The following is a 16,616-nucleotide window of genomic DNA, read 5'->3' on the forward strand; positions in this document are numbered from 1 at the left end:
GCGTGTGCTTCCGGGTGTATCGGGCGCGCGATCATACCGGTCCGCGCGCAATTCCCCTACCGCAAAATCGTCGGGGCGACTATCGGCTGCTGCCTGGCAGCTCATTGCGGTCGCCCATTTCAGACCAGCACAGTCTTGGCCAAGTCCTCGACTTGCTCCTGGCGCTCGCTCTGGTTCAGCTTTGCGCCAGGATTCAGCGACGACCACTGCGGATGCGCCCGCGCCTTATGCAGTGCCTCCGGCAGCTTGCCTTCGCGCCAGGTCTTGTCCAGAGGCTCGGTCAGTTTGATGCTCTCCATCGCGGCATGACCGCGCACTTCCAGCGCTTGCAGCAGTTGCCGTTGGCGCAGCGCGAGCAGTCGCAGCACGGCATCGTCGACCGTCAGCTCGCGCTGACCCTTGAACTTGTCCATCAGCCGGCCGCCGTAACTGCGCGCTGTCTGCAGAGCGCCGCCGGCAATCGCGCCGACCAGTGCCGCCGCCCCCAGCGTGATGCCGCCGACCAGCAAGTCCACGCCTGCACCTGCCGCCGCGCCCGCAGCGATACCGCCACCCACGCGTACGCCAAGCAATTTCAGGGTTTCGGGATTGAACAGGTCATCCCCCCAGCGGCCATCCATCAACGGCAAGTCGCTGGCCGAGGCATCTTCTCGACGAAACGCGTAAAGCTTGAGCAGCGACTCGACGCAACGCTGTTCGCGCTGACGCACGGCTTTGCGCAGATCGTCTATGGCGGCCTGCACTTGACCGGAATCCGTCGCAACACTTCGGCGGCAGGCTGCGCAGTCGAGCAAGAGCTCGGAGATCAGTCGGGCTGCGCTCTGCTTGCGAGCCTCACGCTGGGCCTGTTGATCTGCGATGAGACGCTCAAGTCGTCCCCGTGAGGTTTCCAGCAACAGGGCGAGGCTTTCATACAGGCGACGTTCGCCATCTTCGGGCGGGGCGACGCTGTCAAAACGCACCAGCGCGTGCAGGCCGAGACGCGCCAGCGCTTCACGCCAGTCCGGTTCGCGCTGCTGCGCACTGCTGACAAAATTGAGCACGGGCAGCAACGGTTTGCCGCAGCTGGCGAGCACGGCCAGCTCGTCGCGGTACTTGGCCAGCACCGGCTCCCGCGCATCGATCACGTACAGGCCGGCATCGGAGGCGAATAGCTGACGAAGCACTTTCGCTTCCTGTTCGAAACGCTGGCGTGCCTCGCTGCCTTCGAGAAAGCGTCCGAGCCGCGCCGGACCATCAAGGCGTTCGCCGGGCCGGTCCAGCCGCTCGAGATAGTCCAGCAGGGCGATGGCGTCTTCCAGGCCGGGCGTGTCGTACAGCTCCAGCAGCGCCTCGCCATCCACCGACAATCGCGCGCCTTCGACATGGCGTGTGGTGCTGGGGCGGTGGGAGACTTCGCCGAAGCCGACATCGCGGGTGAGCGTGCGCAACAACGACGTTTTGCCGACGTTGGTGTGGCCGACCACGGCCAGTTTCAGCGGTCGAATCGCGTCCTTGTCACTCATGTCCGCTCTCCAGCCAGGTTACTGGCGTGCTGTCGGTCCAGTTCAGTTCAAGCTGCTGCAGCGCCGCGCGCCAATCATCCAGTCGGTCGGCATCCAGCGCCTGTCCGGAGGGGGCGGGCAACAACCAGATGCGAGTGACGGTGGCGCAGCGAGCCAACTCCGCAATCAACGCCAGGCTGCCGCGATCCGGCGAACGACGTGGATCGCAGGCGATGGCCAGGCGCGCAGGTGGATAGCGTGTCAGTTGGTCGAGCAGTGTGCGCCTTGATTCACGGGAGTCGAGAATGCCCGCGTTCACCACGCTGTCGGGAAGCTCGGGTGGCCACGGCTGCTGATTGTCCAGCTCGATTGCGACCAGCAGCGCGCCCTGGCTTTCGCTCGCCGACGGACCGGTGGTGACCTCGTGAAGCTCGGGAGGCGCTGCATCGTTGATGCCCAGCCGTTCGCTGCTGGGCATCAAGCGCTCGCGCAGCTCGACGAAACCGGGATGGCTCAGCTCCAGTGCCAACCCTTGTCGGCCCACGCGCCAACGCAGGTAACACAGCATCGTCAGCAGCAGGCGCGGGAAAATACCGAACACCACCAGCACCCCGACCAGCCATCCGGCCCAGGCCTGACGGGCGTTTTCGATGGCGAGCGCATTGTCACCGCTGGCGCGAATCATTGACTCGGTGGGCACGCTGAAACCGAGAAGCGAGGGAATTGCTCCCAGGCCTCGGGTCAGGCTGACAAAGGTGTCGCTGCCCAGAATGGTGGTTTCCCAGACGAAGCCGTAGCGCCGTGTCGCCATCAGTAACAGCAGCAGCGTCAGCGCGCTAAGCAGGGCAAGCAGCCACAGACCGTTGACGCAGATGCCCAGCACCCAGCGGTTCAGGCGCTTGCGTTGCAGCAGCAATATCAATGCAGGCGCGAGCTGCGCCGCCTGGGCATCGCGCGCCAGTTTCTCGCTCAGCCACAACCAGAGGCGACCAAGCCCGGCGGTACTTTCCCCGACGAAGAACACACCTATGGCCCAACTCAACAGCAGAATCAGGTTAAGCCCGAGCAGGCTGCCCAGCGCCCAGAACACATTGACGGGCGTCTGTCCGTCGCCCAGCGCAGCGAACGCCAGTCCGGCACCGCTGACCACCGCGAACACCGCCAGCAGTATCAGCGCCAGGCGCGCGCCGTGTTTCCAGTGATGCAGGGCCTTAAGCATGCCGTCGCGTTCGGCAAGCCATAGGGCGCGGTGTTTGATCCGGGTTTGCAAGTCGCCTGCAGCGGCGCGCGCGCGGCGGTTGGCTTCTTCGTCTTCGAGCGCGCCGGCGTGTTCTTCACGCAGGCGCACGGCTTCGGTCAGCCAGAGTTCATCAAGGGGAGTCAATGCAGTCACGCGGCGTCTCGTCGGTAAAGTCGTGGGTGAGCATAACCGGTGTGGCTGCGATCGCGCATTGCCAAGGGTTTGCGTTGCTTGGACAACCGCCATCGCGAGCAAGCTCACTCCTACAGGTTCGTCGTTTGAAATTTCCCGCCCTGTGCGCACAGTGTAGGAGTGAGCTTGCTCGCGATAGGGACCTTCCCGGCGATGGTCATTCGGCTTGTACTCCGGTGAAGGAATCAGAGGGTGGCCTCTGATATCCTCGCACCATGAAAAAACATCTCCCCTTGAGCTTGATCGCCGCACTCGCTGAAAACCGGGTCATCGGCGTCGACAATTCCATGCCCTGGCACCTGCCGGGCGATTTCAAATACTTCAAGGCAACCACGCTGGGCAAGCCGATCATCATGGGTCGCAAGACTTGGGATTCTCTGGGCCGTCCGCTGCCGGGCCGGTTGAATCTGGTTGTCACCCGCCAACAGGATTTGCAGCTTGAGGGCGCCGAGGTTTTCACCTCTCTGGAAGCGGCGGTGCACCGCGCGGAAGAGTGGGCCCGCGAGCAGGGTGTCAGCGAAGTGATGCTGATCGGCGGCGCGCAGCTCTACGGCCAGGCCCTTGAGCATGCTGACCGCCTGTACCTCACCCGCGTGGTGTTGAGTCCCGAAGGCGATGCGTGGTTTCCGGAATTCGATCTGGCGCAGTGGAAACTGGTTTCCGACACGCCAACCCCGGCACTGGATGACAAGCCTGCGTACAGCTTCGAGGTATGGGAGCGCGCCTGATATTGCTATCGCGAGCAAGCTCACTCCTACAGGGGTATGCGATCAACTGTAGGAGCGAGGCTTGTCCCGCGATCTGCCGGGAACCGGCAGTAAACCCGGCGAACGCGGCGTGTCTGATACGGCAAGCAGGTAGCCATTGCTGCCGGTCCCCGGCAGATCGCGGGACAAGCCGCGCTCCTACAGGTTTTGCCGCCACGTTAACGTCCGTACTTGTCACAAAAACGTCGTTTTCGTGTCATCTGTCGCAAAAGACGATCAAGGTGACGCCATCAGAACGGACGCTGTCGCTGACGCATCCAAACAGTCATGGCTTTTTGTTACGGTCCTCCTCGAACCAGAAAAGGGGAGGAGATCACCATGAAATTCGTACCAACACTTTTGGCGACTGCGCTGTGTCTTGGCCTTGCCGGACAGGCACTGGCCACCGAGCTGAACCACTGGCCCGCGCCCGCCGCCAAGCAGCTCAATGCCATGATTGCGGCAAATGCCAACAAAGGTAACTTCGCTGTTTTCGACATGGACAACACCAGCTACCGCTACGACCTGGAAGAGTCGCTGTTGCCGTTCATGGAAAATAAAGGGCTGATCACCCGCGACAAACTTGATCCTTCTCTCAAGCTCATCCCGTTCAAGGACACCGCTGACCACAAGGAAAGTCTGTTCAGCTACTACTACCGGCTGTGCGAAATCGACGACATGGTCTGCTATCCGTGGGTCGCGCAGGTGTTTTCCGGCTTCACCCTCAAAGAACTCAAAGGCTACGTCGACGAGCTGATGGCCTCGGGCAAACCCGTGCCGAGTACGTATTACGAAGGCGATGTGGTCAAGACCATCGAAGTGCAGCCGCCCAAGGTGTTTACCGGTCAGGCCGAGCTGTACAACAAGCTGATGGAAAACGGCATTGAGGTCTATGTGATGACCGCAGCCTCCGAAGAGCTGGTGCGCATGGTCGCCGCTGATCCCAAGTACGGCTACAACGTGAAGCCGCAGAACGTCATCGGCGTGACCACGCTGCTGAAGAACCGCGAAACAGGTGAGCTGACCACCGCCCGCAAGCAGATCACCGCCGGCAAATACGATGAAAAGGCTAACCTCGGTCTTGAGCTGACGCCCTACCTATGGACCCCGGCAACCTGGATGGCCGGCAAGCAGGCAGCGATTCTGACCTACATCGATCAGTGGAAAAAACCGGTATTGGTGGGCGGCGACACCCCGACCAGCGACGGTTACATGCTGTTCCACAGCGTCGACGTCAGCAAAGGCGGCGTTCATCTGTGGATCAATCGCAAGGACAAGTACATGACCCAGCTCAACGGCATGATGAAGACCAACGCCGAGGCTCAGGCCAAGGAAGGTTTGCCGGTGACGGCGGACAAGAACTGGGTGATCGTCAAACCGGACGAGATTCAGTAAGCCGTCTCATCGCGCGGCACGGCGATTTGCCGTGCCGCGCACTGTCAGGCCCATAACCTGCGGTACGCGCCGTCGGTATCGTGTTCGTCGGCCTGCTTCGTGGTATTGAAGCGCCGACCGCCCCTGGGGTCCGTTCCGTAGCCGGCGATGTACAGCCAATTGCCCTGATTGCTGTAGACGTCGTAATCCACCAGCTGCGCCTCGAACCACGCGGCCCCGGCGCGCCAATCACCCTTGAGATCGAAGATCAGGTAACTGGCGACGATCTGGCGCATTCGGTTGGACAGATAGCCCGTCGCTGCCAATTCCCGCATACCCGCGTCAATCAACGCCTCTCCGGTTTCACCCCGACACCAGCGCGCAAACCCCTGTGGGTTGTGGCCCGGTTCGCTGGTCCCTTTCAGGCCGCTGGCGCGATAGAGAAGCCGGCGGTATTTCAGATGCAGCAAGCGAAAGTAGTCACGCCACAGCAACTCGAAATAGATCCAGTACGTGCTGTCGTTGGCGCCGTGTTCGGCCTCGAAATCCTTCAGCGCCTGATCGACCTGCGGCGCTGAAAGCGAACCCCGTGCAAGCCAGGGCGAAAACTTGGTGGAGTCGTCCACGGCGCTCAAGTTGTTGCGCGTGGCTTTATAGCTGTTCGCCAGACCCCGACGGAAATACTGCTGCAGATGCTCAATGGCCGCGTGCTCGCCGCCGTGGAATGCTTGCTGTTGGTAAGGAAAAGCCGAGCGGGAGTCCAGGGGCGCAGGCGTTTGCAGTCTGACCGCTTCAATGCTCGTACCTTGTGGCAGCGCAGGAATTGTCTTTGGCGATGGTAGGGCGGGGCGGGCAGAAGCGTGGGCTTTTTCCACAAGGCGCCGAAAGCTGCTGAATACGTCGGGCAACTCCTCGACCGCCATCGGCAACTCATCCAGTGTAAAAAGCGTCGACTGCCAGTGATCTTCCACGGTCAGTCCCGCCTCCCGAAGAGCTTGCACCTGTGCTTGCTCTTCCGGCGCCGCGATGCGTTCGCAGACGATCGTATCGACACCCAAGTCGTGGGCCAGGGCGACAAGGCGTTCAACGGAATTACCCTCTATCTGCATCAGCGCGCTGCCTCGTGCGCTCAACTGCCCGGCCAGTGCGCTGACCGCGGTCTGTTCGAAATACCGGCGGTGGGCACCGATACGCTCGAATCCCCATGGCGTCGAAGTCGCCACGGGTGTGCAGTAAACCGGCAGCAGCGTGTCGGCAAGTTCACATGCGTGGGTGAACGCGGGGTTGTCGGCAAGCCGAAGGTCCTGACGGAACCAATAGATCAACGTATTCATGTAAAGGTCTCAATGCCCAGGGATCAAGGCCTTGATCAGTGGGTGACAGGACGTGGTCCTTTTTCCGGTCGAGCAAGAGAAGCTAAACAGGATTGCACTTTTGAGCCATAGTCTTTCAAGTAAATGACTGAAAGGGGCTCAAATGAAAGCGTTGTCGCTGTCTTCGTCGCCAAGGTATGTCGCCTTGCTGGGTTATGGTGGTTTGCTGCCGTTCGTTGGGCTGCTGTTGTTGATCCTGTTTACAGTCGAATACCGACCATTCTTGACGCACGCGCTGGTCGCTTACGGGGCGGTGATCCTGAGCTTTGTGGGCGCGCTGCACTGGGGTTTCGCCATGACCCTGCAAGGCCTGAATGCCGAACAGTGTCGCGAGCGGTTCATCTGGAGTGTCATCCCGGCGCTGATCGCCTGGCCCGCTCTGTTATTGCCGGCACCGCTGGGGCTGTTGTTGTTGATTTTCGGTTTCGTCGCGCACTACTGGCAGGACCGGCGCCTGGTGAAAGTCACAACGCTGCCCGACTGGTATTTGCCGATGCGTCTGCGTTTGACGTTGGTCGCCAGTCTTTGCCTGCTTCTGGGCGCGATCACTGTGGCGGTTGGCTCCTGAAACCGGCGGTGTCCGGTTCTGTTGGAGGCTAAATTGAAGGCCCGGCTGGATGCTCGACCCATGTTCGAGCCTTGCCTCCTTCAAGCGGGTGGCAGACAAAAAAACACCCCGACATGCGGGGTGTTTTTCAGTGCGCAGTGATGCTTTATGGCATCAGCTTGTCGAGCATCGCCTTGTCACGCACAGCACCCTTGTCGGCGCTGGTCGCCAGCAGGGCGTAGGCCTTGAGGGCGGTGGTCACTTTGCGTGGGCGTGACTCAACCGGCTTCCAGCCTTTGTTGTCCTGCTCGGCGCGGCGTGCGGCCATTTCTGCGTCGTCGATCATCAGATTGATCGAGCGATTAGGAATGTCGATCAGTACCTTGTCGCCGTCACGAACCAGACCAATCGCGCCGCCGGCTGCAGCTTCAGGAGAAGCGTGGCCGATGGACAGGCCAGAGGTCCCGCCCGAGAAACGCCCGTCGGTCAGCAGCGCGCAGTCTTTGCCCAAGCCTTTGGACTTCAGGTACGACGTCGGGTACAGCATTTCCTGCATGCCCGGGCCGCCTTTCGGACCTTCGTAACGGATGATCACGATGTCGCCGGCCTTCACCTCGTCCGCCAGAATGCCGCGAACGGCGCTGTCCTGGCTTTCGAATATCTTGGCGTTGCCTTCGAATACGTGAATCGACTCGTCCACGCCAGCGGTTTTCACCACGCAGCCGTCGAGCGCGATGTTGCCGTACAGCACGGCCAGGCCGCCTTCTTGCGAGTAAGCGTGCTCGACGCTACGGATGCAGCCGTTCTCGCGGTCGTCGTCCAGGGTTTCCCAACGGGTCGACTGGCTGAAGGCCGTCTGGGTCGGAATTCCAGCAGGGCCCGCTTTGAAGAAGTGATGCACCGCTTCGTCGTCAGTCTGGGTGATGTCCCACTTGGCGATGGCTTCTTCCATGGATTTGCTGTGCACGGTCGGCAAGTCGGTGTGCAGCAGGCCGCCACGGGCCAGCGAGCCCAGAATGCTGAAGATGCCGCCGGCGCGGTGGACGTCTTCCATGTGGTACTTCTGGATATTCGGCGCGACTTTGCACAGTTGCGGCACGCGGCGCGACAGGCGATCGATGTCGCGCAGGTCGAACGGAATCTCGGCTTCCTGGGCAGCGGCCAGCAAATGCAGGATGGTGTTCGTCGAACCGCCCATGGCGATGTCGAGGGTCATCGCGTTCTCGAACGCCTTGAAGTTGGCGATGTTGCGCGGCAGCACCGACTCGTCGTTGTCTTTGTAGTAGGTTTTGCACAGGTCGACGATGGTGCGCCCGGCCTGCAGGAACAGCTGCTCGCGGTCGGAGTGGGTCGCCAGCGTCGAACCGTTGCCCGGCAGCGCAAGGCCCAGCGCTTCAGTCAGGCAGTTCATCGAGTTGGCGGTGAACATCCCGGAGCACGAACCGCACGTCGGGCAGGCACTGCGCTCGTATTCAGCGACTTTCTCGTCGGACGCGGTGGAGTCGGCAGCGATGACCATGGCGTCGACCAGGTCCAGGCCGTGGCTGGCGAGCTTGGTCTTGCCGGCTTCCATCGGACCGCCGGAAACGAAGATCACCGGAATGTTCAGGCGCAACGAAGCCATCAGCATGCCGGGGGTAATCTTGTCGCAGTTGGAGATGCAGACGATGGCATCGGCGCAGTGGGCGTTGACCATGTACTCGACCGAGTCGGCGATGATCTCCCGGCTTGGCAGCGAATACAGCATGCCGTCATGGCCCATGGCGATGCCGTCATCCACCGCGATGGTGTTGAATTCCTTGGCGACGCCGCCCGCTTTCTCGATTTCACGAGCGACCAGCTGGCCCATGTCTTTCAAGTGGACGTGGCCCGGAACGAACTGGGTGAATGAGTTGGCGATGGCGATGATCGGTTTTTTGAAATCGTCGTCCTTCATACCCGTGGCACGCCACAAAGCGCGCGCGCCGGCCATATTGCGGCCGTGGGTGGACGTTTTCGAACGGTAATCAGGCATTGGAGCACTCCGGCTAATCGGCTGAATGAGGAAGGGAGTGAGCTTCTAGTGACGTCGTGTGCAAAAGGCAGTGACCGGATGCAGCGAAGAAACCGAACGATACGGGATCACCGTACGCCCAGCCTGAGCTCATAAACCCGCCGGGGATGACTGGCGATGAATAGCGCTGATTCTACACCTGTGGGGGCGGGAGGGAATGGTGGGAAGACGCGGCCGTGGATTCACCTTTCTGGCCGCCGAGACGCTCGGTGGGAATCTTTCCGCATTCGCGAGCAAGCTCACTCCTACAAAGATGCCTGCTGATTCGCACGATCAATGGTCCCGGCGGGATTGCAAGGTCCGGTGCGGAACCACTGTAGGAGTGAGCTTGCTCGCGATAAGGATCTTGTAGACACATCCGGAATCTCTGTTTGGCGGTTACCCCTTAGGCACTGTTCTAGCCTTCCTGATAATCACCAACGGGAGCGACTAATGCCGGAATTGCCGCGTGGAAAATGTCTAAGAAACGGGAGGTTTTCGGAGTCGGGACGGATTTACCTCGTCACTTCGGTTACCCAAAACCGGGAGCAGATTTTCAGCGACTGGAAGTTGGGACGTTTGGTTGTGAACGAGTTCCGCGCGGCTCAGTTCTCGGGGGCGGCGGATTCGTTAGCGTGGGTCATCATGCCCGACCACATCCACTGGTTGCTTGAACTGACGGGAGGTGAATTAACTCGGGTTTTGCAGGGTATGAAGTCACGAAGCGCTCGCGCAATCAATCAGTCGCGAGGGACGCACAGGCAAGTCTGGCAGAGAGGTTTTCACGATAGAGCATTACGACGGGAAGACGATCTTTTGATGATGGCCAGATACATCGTTGCCAATCCCTTGCGAGCTGGATTGGCGAAACGGATCGGAGATTATCCGCTTTGGGATGCGATTTGGCTTTAACGCAGAATCGCGAGCAAGCTCACTCTTACAGATAGAGCAGGATCGCGAGCAAGCTCACTCCTACATGTAATGCACGGTACCTGTAGGAGTGAGCTTGCTCGCGATCTGTTGCGTAGCCACAGCAATCCTGCAATGCATTCAGTCAGGCATATCACCGTCGTCTGATTTGCTGCCGGTTCCCGGCAGATCGCGGGACAAGCCACGCTCCTACAGGTTCTGCAGATGGCCTGTAGGAGTGGGCGGCTCGTTACGTCACGCTATCTCAGCTATCAGCTATCAGCTATCAGCTATCAGCTATCAGCTATCAGCTGTTGGGCAACAACCGGCAGGTGATGCTTTTGATGTAGCGCGTTTCGGGGATTGCAGGGTGGACCGGGTGGTCCGGGCCTTGGCCGCCGCGCTCGAGCAGCTGGATGTTGCGGTCCAGATGGCGGGCGCTGGTAAGGAGGATGTTTTGCAGGTCGTCTTCCGGCAGGTGCATCGAGCAGGAAGCGCTGACCAGAATGCCGTCCTTGCTGAGCAGGCGCATGGCTTGCTCGTTCAGGCGGCGGTAGGCGCCTTCGCCGTTTTTCATGTCCTTTTTGCGTTTGATGAACGCAGGCGGGTCGGCGATGATCACGTCGAAACGCTCTTCCGCCGCTTTCAGCTCCTTCAGCGCCTCAAACACGTCGCCTTCGATGCAAGTGACCTTTTCCGCAAAGCCGTTCAGTGCCGCGTTACGCTCCACGCCGTCCAGGGCAAAGGCAGAGGCATCGACGCAGAACACTTCGCTGGCGCCGAACGCACCGGCCTGGATGCCCCAGCCGCCGATGTAACTGAACAGATCCAGCACTCGCTTGCCCTTGGCGTACGGCGCCAGGCGCGCGCGGTTCATGCGGTGGTCGTAGAACCAGCCCGTCTTCTGGCCTTCCATCACCGGCGCTTCGAACTTCACCCCGTTCTCTTCCAGCGCGACCCACTCCGGCACCAGGCCGAACGCGGTTTCAACGTAGCGGTTCAGCCCTTCGGCATCGCGTGCGGCGGAGTCGTTCTTGAGCAGAATGCCGCTCGGCTTGATCACTTGAATCAGCGCAGCGAGCACGTCGTCCTTGAGCTGCTCCATGGCCGCGGACGCCAGCTGCACCACCAGGATGTCGCCGAAGCGATCAACTACCAGACCCGGCAGCAGGTCGGAGTCGCCATAGACCAGGCGATAGAACGGCTTGTCGAACAGACGCTCGCGCAGCGACAGGCAGACGTTCAGGCGATGAACGAGCAGCGACTTGTCGAGGGGCAGTTTGACGTCGCGGGACAGCAAACGCGCGCAGATCAGGTTTTGCGGGCTCATCGCCACGATGCCCAGTGGCTTGCCGCCCGCTGCTTCGAGAATGGCTTGAGCGCCCGGAGCAAAGCCGTTGAGCGGGGTGGCAGCGACGTCGATTTCGTTGCTGTAGACCCACAAATGACCGTTGCGCAAACGGCGATCGGCGTTGGGCTTGAGGCGCAAGCTAGGCAGGGACATGACGTCGCTCCGGAAAAAAGAGCGGGAGTATAGCGCGTGAACCCGCTGGTGGGCGCGCCGTCCTCGATTACCGTCTGGCTGTCCGTCGGATCCGTTGAATCGTCATCCAGTTGTCGACCCATGGCCGCGAGGGGTTAGAATCGTGGCCTGACCCCGAGTGTGAAGTTATGTCCCAAGAGCTTACGTCCGAGCAGATCCAGCAGGCGCTACAAGGCATCAGCGTTCCGCCCCAGCCGCAAATCATGGTGGATTTGCAGATGGAGCAGTACATGCCCGACCCTGACCTGGGTGCGATCGCCCGGTTGATCGCTCAGGATCCGGGGCTCTCTGGCGCGCTGCTGAAGATCGTCAATTCCAGCCATTACGGACTGACCAACAAAATCGCCTCGATTCAGCGAGCGGTGAATCTGCTCGGCAGCCGCTCGGTCATCAACCTGATCAACGCGCAGTCGATCAAGGGCGAGATGAGCGATGAAACCATCGTCGTGCTCAACCGTTTCTGGGATACCGCTCAGGACGTTGCGATGACCAGTCTGACGATCGCCAAGCGCATCGGCTCGCAAACGGTCGATGAGTCCTACGCGCTGGGCCTGTTTCATGACTGCGGCGTGCCACTGATGATCAAGCGCTTCCCCGATTACATGAGCGTGCTCGAAGAGGCGTATTCCAACACCACCGCCGAGTGTCGGGTGGTCGACACCGAGAACCGGCTGCTGAACACCAACCACGCCGTTGTCGGTTATTTCACCGCCAAGTCCTGGCGTCTGCCTGAACATGTCAGCAATGCGATCGCCAATCACCACAATGCGCTGGCGATTTTCAAGGACGACTCGGGTCGCAACGCGCCGCTGAAAAACATGCTGGCCGTGCTGAAGATGGCCGAGCATGTCTGCGAATCCCACCGCGTCCTGGGCAACGAGCCCGTCGACCACGAGTGGAACAGCATTGGTCCTCTGGTTCTCGATTACGTTGGCTTGTCCGACTACGACTTCGAAAACCTCAAGGAAAGTATTCGCGAGCTGAGCGCGCACTGACGCTGCGCGCCGGCCCCCGCCCTTCATCGAGCTGCCCCATGCCTGAGTTACCTGAAGTCGAAACCACCCGCCGGGGCATTGCGCCGCATCTGGTGGGCCAACGCGTCAGCCGCGTGATCGTGCGTGATCGCCGCCTGCGCTGGCCGATCCCCGAAGACCTCGACGTGCGCCTGTCGGGGCAGAAAATCGTGGCCGTCGAGCGACGCGCCAAATACCTGCTGATCGAGGCGGAGGTCGGCACCTTGATCAGTCACCTTGGCATGTCGGGCAATCTGCGCCTGGTGGACGCCGGTCTGCCGCCGCTCAAGCACGAGCACGTCGACATCGAACTCGAATCCGGCCTGGCCTTGCGCTATACCGACCCGCGTCGTTTCGGCGCGATGCTCTGGAGCCTCGACCCGCTCAACCATGAATTGCTCGCGCGCCTTGGGCCGGAGCCGCTTACCGACCTGTTCGATGGCCTGCGCCTGTTCGAGCTGTCCCGCGGCCGTGCGATGGCGGTCAAGCCGTTCATCATGGACAACGCGATCGTCGTGGGCGTCGGCAACATTTATGCGACCGAAGCCCTGTTTGCCGCCGGCATCGATCCGCGCCGCGCCGCCGGGAGCATCTCCAAGGCACGCTATATAAAGCTGGCGACTGAAATCAAACGCATCCTGGCCGCAGCTATCGAGCGGGGCGGTACGACGCTGCGTGATTTCATCGGCGGGGACGGCCAGCCCGGCTATTTTCAGCAGGAACTGTTCGCGTACGGTCGCGGAGAGCAGCCGTGCAAGGTGTGCGGGACCACGTTGCGTGAGGTCAAGCTGGGTCAACGGGCCAGCGTTTACTGCCCGAAGTGCCAGAAGTAGTTCCCGACGTCAGCAGCGCGGTTGGCAGGAATCCCTGACCGCCCCGCGATCGCTACGGTTTATCCGATCCCTCCTACAAGGCGTGTGTCGTCAGTGAGGCACGCCGCCCCTTGCGGAAGCCCTCGCCCTGTTTATAGTGAACAGCTCCATACCTGCCTAAGCCTGAAGGACCATGCCATGAGCCCGTTTCGAATGCTTGCTGCCACCCTGGCCGTGTTCTTCGGCTTGCAAATCACGCCTGTACTGGCTCAAGACGCGACTGGCAGCGGTGATCCCGTCTACGAAATCGAAAGCCCTCCCGCCTACGCGATGATCGGCGACCTGCTGATTGCGCGGCCGATTCTCATCGCCGCGACTGTTATTGGCGCCGGGTTGTTTGTGGTTTCATTGCCGTTCACCGCTGCGGGCGGCGGCATTGGCCGCACCGGCAAGGCGCTGGTCGTGGATCCGGGCAAGGCGGCATTCGTCCGCTGCCTGGGTTGCACCGGCGACGGTTACGGCAAGCAGGACTGATCGGCGCAGGCGCGCATCAGTTTCAGCGTGTCATCGGGTTTGAAAGTCGTCGAAACGCCAATGCCACGCGGGTCACTGGCCGCTTCGACCCGGGCACTGTTCTTGTGCCATAACAGCACCTGCTGATTGCCGAAATCCTTCGCCGTCTCCTTCAACGCGTAACCGCGCTCGCGCAGGTCCGCCGCTTCCTTCTCCGTGAATGTGCCCGGCTCGTACTCGACCACATCCGGCGTGTACTGGTGGTGATAGCGCGGCGTTGAGGCCCAGTTGGCAATCGGTTGATCGTCCAGATATTGCAGCATCGACAGCAGCACCATGCTGGGGATGCGGCTGCCGCCCGGGGTGCCGAAAGCGGCGAGCGACTGCGGGCCTTCGATGAAACTCGGGCTCATGCTCGACAGTGGCCGCTTGCCCGGCTCGATGGCATTGGCGTGACCGCCGGCTGAGGCCGAGTTGCCCTGACTTTTGGGGTCAATGGCGAAGTCGTCCATCTCATCGTTGAGGATGATCCCGGTGCCGGGCACGGTAAACGCTGAGCCGAACGGCAGATTCAGCGAGAGTGTCGCCGTCACTGCGTTGCCTTGGTTATCCAGTACGGCGAAATGGCTGGTGTTGTCGCCCTCACGCCAACGCGGCGCGGGGGGCAGGGTGTTATTGGGCGTGGCGCGGTGGGGATCGATGCTGGTGGTTAGCTGCAGCAAGTAGTCGGTGGAAAGCAGTTGAGCCACAGGGTTGGGCACGAAATCCGGATCGCCCAGCAATACGCGATCGCGGTAAGCACGGCGCAGTGTCTCGATCACAAAATGCGCCTGCTGGATTTTTCCTGACTCCCGCCATGGTAGCTGTTGCAGCATGAACAGGCTTTGCGCCAGAGCGATGCCACCTGCCGAGGGCGGCGGTGCGCTGATCAGCTCCCGCTGGTCGGCCATCTGAAAGCGCAGAGGCGTACGCGTAATGACTTCATATTCTTCGAAATCGTGGTAATTCCAGATGCCCCCTGCGCGACGCACGCCGCTGACCATCGCCTGCGCCACCAGACCGCTGTAGAACCCTGGACGGCCATTGTCGGCGATGCGCTCCAGCGTCTGCGCCAGCTCCGGCTGGGTGATGACGTCACCCAGATTCGGCACGTCGTTGTTGCGCAGGAACAGGCGCGCGCTCTCTTTGTTGTTACGTAGCGCGAACAGACGCCAGCTGGCGCGTTCTCGATAAACGCTGTCCACCGTGAAGCCGCGGTAGGCGACCCGGATGGCTGGCGCCAGCGAGATCGAAAGTGGCAATCGCCCATAGCGTTCGGCGAGTTCGACCAACGCGGCGGGAAGTCCGGGAATCGCAGCCGCCAGAGGTCCGTTCAGGGACAGGTCCGGCTGGAGAATCCCATTGCGGTGGAACATCTTGGGTTTGGATTTGAGCGGCGCTTTTTCCCGCGCGTCCAGAAACTGATACTGAACGGGGTCGCCGGATTGGCGCAGCAGGAAAAAGCCGCCGCCGCCGAGGCCCGACCCGTAAGGTTCGACGACGGCGAGGGTCGCACTGATGGCAATGGCGGCATCGAATGCGTTGCCGCCGTCGACCAGGATTTCCCGGCCGGCGGCGGTGGCAATGGGGTGCGGGCTGGCAATGGCGGCCTGATCAGGGTGATCGGGGCTGGCCTTGGCCGAAAAAGCGCACAGCAAAAACACTGCGCCTGACAAAACAGGTATCCGTTCCAGCATAGAGATCATGCGTATCTCGCTCAATTCAACAGGCGTTATAAGCCAGTGTCTTCGGCGAAAGCACGTATGCCGACAGGATAGTCGTTTGGTTATGCCTTGCTGGTGATCAAGTTGTACTTTGTCATGAGCTCGTCCTTGCTCTCCACGTGGTTTTCATCCAGCGGGATGCAATCCACGGGGCAGACTTGCTGGCACTGCGGCTCGTCATAGTGGCCGACGCATTCGGTGCACAGGTTGGGATTGATCACGTAGATCTCTTCACCCTGGGAAATGGCTTCGTTCGGGCACTCGGGTTCGCAGACGTCGCAGTTGATGCAATCGTCGGTGATGATCAGGGACATGGATACTCCTGCCACGGTCGACACCGGGGCATATCAAAACGAATGCGGCGAATTGTGCCGCATTCGCGATCGGTATGCACCTTACCTCGACGCAAGGCCTCAGGCTTTAAAGCGTTCGCTCAGCGCCTGGGCCACGGCGGGGTGTACGAATTTGGTGATATCACCGCCTAACGCTGCGATTTCCCTGACCAGCGTAGATGAAATGAACGAATAGCGTTCGGACGGTGTAAGAAAAAGACTCTCGATGTCCGGGGCCAATTGCTTGTTCATGTTGGCGAGCTGAAATTCGTACTCGAAATCTGACACTGCGCGCAGGCCGCGCAGCAAGATGTTGGCGTTTTGCTCTTGGGCGAAGTGCGCCAGCAAGGTCGAAAATCCTACGACTTCCACGTTATGCAGGTGTTTGGTCGCCTCGCGGGCAAGGGCGACACGTTGCTCCAGCGGAAACAGCGGGTTCTTCTTCGGGCTGGCGGCGACAGCGATGACCACTTGATCGAACAGGCGCGAGGCGCGCTCGACCAGATCGCCATGACCCTTGGTGATTGGGTCGAAGGTGCCGGGGTACAACACTCGGTTCATCGCGTCGTCCTGGTCGGAGTTCGTTGGGGACTGGATGGTAGCGCAGCACGCTGAGCCGGCCAAGCTGCCGAAGCGTGCAGTGGTGCTTTGCGGTGTAGTGCGCGACGTTTTCCCGGCTAAAGCCAGTCCTACAGTGCGGCCGCGTTCAAATAGTGGGACCGGCTTCAGCCGGGAAGAGGCCG

At 60.9% G+C, this 16,616-nt stretch carries 15 protein-coding genes; 7 read left to right on the forward strand and 8 right to left on the reverse strand.

The genetic code is table 11. The features are described 5' to 3' along the window. Nucleotides 1-119: 119 nt before the first annotated feature. The gene (locus BMY98_RS14075; protein ID WP_074890164.1) at nucleotides 120-1,505 is read right to left on the reverse strand and encodes a GTPase/DUF3482 domain-containing protein; all 1,386 of its coding nucleotides are present in this window, start codon (nucleotides 1,503-1,505) and stop codon (nucleotides 120-122) included. After that, entirely contained in the window at nucleotides 1,498-2,877 is a 1,380-nt protein-coding gene (locus BMY98_RS14080) for a DUF2868 domain-containing protein (protein WP_074890166.1), read from the reverse strand. Before BMY98_RS14080 ends, BMY98_RS14075 begins: the two co-directional genes overlap by 8 nt. A gap of 254 nt (nucleotides 2,878-3,131) precedes the next feature. Between BMY98_RS14080 and BMY98_RS14085 the strand changes: the two genes are divergently transcribed. Together BMY98_RS14085 and BMY98_RS14090 are read left to right on the forward strand one after the other, a co-directional pair. After that, complete coding sequence (locus tag BMY98_RS14085; protein ID WP_074890168.1) at nucleotides 3,132-3,644, forward strand: dihydrofolate reductase; 513 nt, start codon at nucleotides 3,132-3,134, stop codon at nucleotides 3,642-3,644. Between the two features lie 357 nt (nucleotides 3,645-4,001). Further along, nucleotides 4,002-5,057, forward strand: a complete 1,056-nt coding sequence (locus BMY98_RS14090) for an HAD family hydrolase (RefSeq protein ID WP_074890169.1) — start codon at nucleotides 4,002-4,004, stop codon at nucleotides 5,055-5,057. A gap of 44 nt (nucleotides 5,058-5,101) precedes the next feature. Here the strand turns inward: BMY98_RS14090 and BMY98_RS14095 are convergent, their stop codons facing one another. Next, a complete protein-coding gene (locus BMY98_RS14095; RefSeq protein ID WP_074890171.1) occupies nucleotides 5,102-6,370 on the reverse strand; it encodes a DASH family cryptochrome in 1,269 nt (422 codons plus the stop codon). 142 nt (nucleotides 6,371-6,512) lie between these two features. Between BMY98_RS14095 and BMY98_RS14100 the strand changes: the two genes are divergently transcribed. Beyond that, on the forward strand, nucleotides 6,513-6,977 hold the full coding sequence (locus BMY98_RS14100; RefSeq protein WP_074890173.1) for a DUF3429 domain-containing protein: 465 nt from the start codon (nucleotides 6,513-6,515) through the stop codon (nucleotides 6,975-6,977). Between the two features lie 145 nt (nucleotides 6,978-7,122). On the opposite strand, the gene ilvD is transcribed toward BMY98_RS14100, so the two are convergent. Next, nucleotides 7,123-8,970, reverse strand: coding sequence for a dihydroxy-acid dehydratase (gene ilvD, locus BMY98_RS14105; protein WP_074890176.1), 1,848 nt, complete (start codon nucleotides 8,968-8,970; stop codon nucleotides 7,123-7,125). 471 nt (nucleotides 8,971-9,441) lie between these two features. Here ilvD and BMY98_RS14110 point away from each other — a divergent pair, with 471 nt between their 5' ends. Continuing rightward, nucleotides 9,442-9,900 carry an REP-associated tyrosine transposase gene (locus BMY98_RS14110; RefSeq protein WP_074890178.1) on the forward strand — a complete coding sequence of 153 codons (459 nt, stop codon included), beginning with the start codon at nucleotides 9,442-9,444 and terminating at the stop codon, nucleotides 9,898-9,900. A 304-nt stretch (nucleotides 9,901-10,204) separates the two neighbouring features. Here the strand turns inward: BMY98_RS14110 and BMY98_RS14115 are convergent, their stop codons facing one another. Continuing rightward, nucleotides 10,205-11,401, reverse strand: coding sequence for a class I SAM-dependent rRNA methyltransferase (locus tag BMY98_RS14115; RefSeq protein ID WP_074890181.1), 1,197 nt, complete (start codon nucleotides 11,399-11,401; stop codon nucleotides 10,205-10,207). 167 nt (nucleotides 11,402-11,568) lie between these two features. Here BMY98_RS14115 and BMY98_RS14120 point away from each other — a divergent pair, with 167 nt between their 5' ends. The 3 genes from BMY98_RS14120 (at nucleotide 11,569) to BMY98_RS14130 (ending at nucleotide 13,799) form a co-directional block, all read left to right on the forward strand. Further along, nucleotides 11,569-12,435 carry an HDOD domain-containing protein gene (locus BMY98_RS14120; protein ID WP_074890184.1) on the forward strand — a complete coding sequence of 289 codons (867 nt, stop codon included), beginning with the start codon at nucleotides 11,569-11,571 and terminating at the stop codon, nucleotides 12,433-12,435. 38 nt (nucleotides 12,436-12,473) lie between these two features. Continuing rightward, nucleotides 12,474-13,286, forward strand: coding sequence for a bifunctional DNA-formamidopyrimidine glycosylase/DNA-(apurinic or apyrimidinic site) lyase (gene mutM, locus BMY98_RS14125; RefSeq protein ID WP_074890186.1), 813 nt, complete (start codon nucleotides 12,474-12,476; stop codon nucleotides 13,284-13,286). A gap of 177 nt (nucleotides 13,287-13,463) precedes the next feature. After that, entirely contained in the window at nucleotides 13,464-13,799 is a 336-nt protein-coding gene (locus tag BMY98_RS14130) for a multidrug transporter (protein ID WP_074890189.1), read from the forward strand. On the opposite strand, the gene ggt is transcribed toward BMY98_RS14130, so the two are convergent. The 3 genes from ggt to coaD all read right to left on the reverse strand — a co-directional run bounded on the left by ggt (nucleotide 13,781) and on the right by coaD (nucleotide 16,434). Beyond that, complete coding sequence (gene ggt, locus BMY98_RS14135; RefSeq protein WP_425438874.1) at nucleotides 13,781-15,523, reverse strand: gamma-glutamyltransferase; 1,743 nt, start codon at nucleotides 15,521-15,523, stop codon at nucleotides 13,781-13,783. The two genes, BMY98_RS14130 and ggt, sit on opposite strands and share 19 nt — an antisense overlap. An 80-nt stretch (nucleotides 15,524-15,603) precedes the next feature. Next, nucleotides 15,604-15,855 carry a YfhL family 4Fe-4S dicluster ferredoxin gene (locus BMY98_RS14140; protein ID WP_074890194.1) on the reverse strand — a complete coding sequence of 84 codons (252 nt, stop codon included), beginning with the start codon at nucleotides 15,853-15,855 and terminating at the stop codon, nucleotides 15,604-15,606. A 99-nt stretch (nucleotides 15,856-15,954) separates the two neighbouring features. Next, nucleotides 15,955-16,434: a pantetheine-phosphate adenylyltransferase gene (gene coaD, locus BMY98_RS14145; protein WP_065991094.1), complete on the reverse strand. Its 480-nt coding sequence runs from the start codon at nucleotides 16,432-16,434 to the stop codon at nucleotides 15,955-15,957. Nucleotides 16,435-16,616 lie beyond the last annotated feature (182 nt).

Source organism: Pseudomonas graminis (assembly GCF_900111735.1).
Classification (GTDB): Bacteria; Pseudomonadota; Gammaproteobacteria; order Pseudomonadales; family Pseudomonadaceae; genus Aquipseudomonas; species Aquipseudomonas graminis.

Coding starts and splice junctions, on each gene's coding strand:
- BMY98_RS14085 (WP_074890168.1), top strand. CDS start 3,132: ATGAAAAAACATCTCCCCTTGAGCTTGATCGCCGCACTCGCTGAAAAC.
- BMY98_RS14130 (WP_074890189.1), top strand. CDS start 13,464: ATGAGCCCGTTTCGAATGCTTGCTGCCACCCTGGCCGTGTTCTTCGGC.
- BMY98_RS14140 (WP_074890194.1), bottom strand. CDS start 15,855: ATGTCCCTGATCATCACCGACGATTGCATCAACTGCGACGTCTGCGAA.
- ilvD (WP_074890176.1), bottom strand. CDS start 8,970: ATGCCTGATTACCGTTCGAAAACGTCCACCCACGGCCGCAATATGGCC.
- BMY98_RS14110 (WP_074890178.1), top strand. CDS start 9,442: ATGCCGGAATTGCCGCGTGGAAAATGTCTAAGAAACGGGAGGTTTTCG.
- BMY98_RS14095 (WP_074890171.1), bottom strand. CDS start 6,370: ATGAATACGTTGATCTATTGGTTCCGTCAGGACCTTCGGCTTGCCGAC.
- ggt (WP_425438874.1), bottom strand. CDS start 15,523: ATGATCTCTATGCTGGAACGGATACCTGTTTTGTCAGGCGCAGTGTTT.
- BMY98_RS14115 (WP_074890181.1), bottom strand. CDS start 11,401: ATGTCCCTGCCTAGCTTGCGCCTCAAGCCCAACGCCGATCGCCGTTTG.
- mutM (WP_074890186.1), top strand. CDS start 12,474: ATGCCTGAGTTACCTGAAGTCGAAACCACCCGCCGGGGCATTGCGCCG.
- coaD (WP_065991094.1), bottom strand. CDS start 16,434: ATGAACCGAGTGTTGTACCCCGGCACCTTCGACCCAATCACCAAGGGT.
- BMY98_RS14075 (WP_074890164.1), bottom strand. CDS start 1,505: ATGAGTGACAAGGACGCGATTCGACCGCTGAAACTGGCCGTGGTCGGC.
- BMY98_RS14120 (WP_074890184.1), top strand. CDS start 11,569: ATGTCCCAAGAGCTTACGTCCGAGCAGATCCAGCAGGCGCTACAAGGC.
- BMY98_RS14100 (WP_074890173.1), top strand. CDS start 6,513: ATGAAAGCGTTGTCGCTGTCTTCGTCGCCAAGGTATGTCGCCTTGCTG.
- BMY98_RS14090 (WP_074890169.1), top strand. CDS start 4,002: ATGAAATTCGTACCAACACTTTTGGCGACTGCGCTGTGTCTTGGCCTT.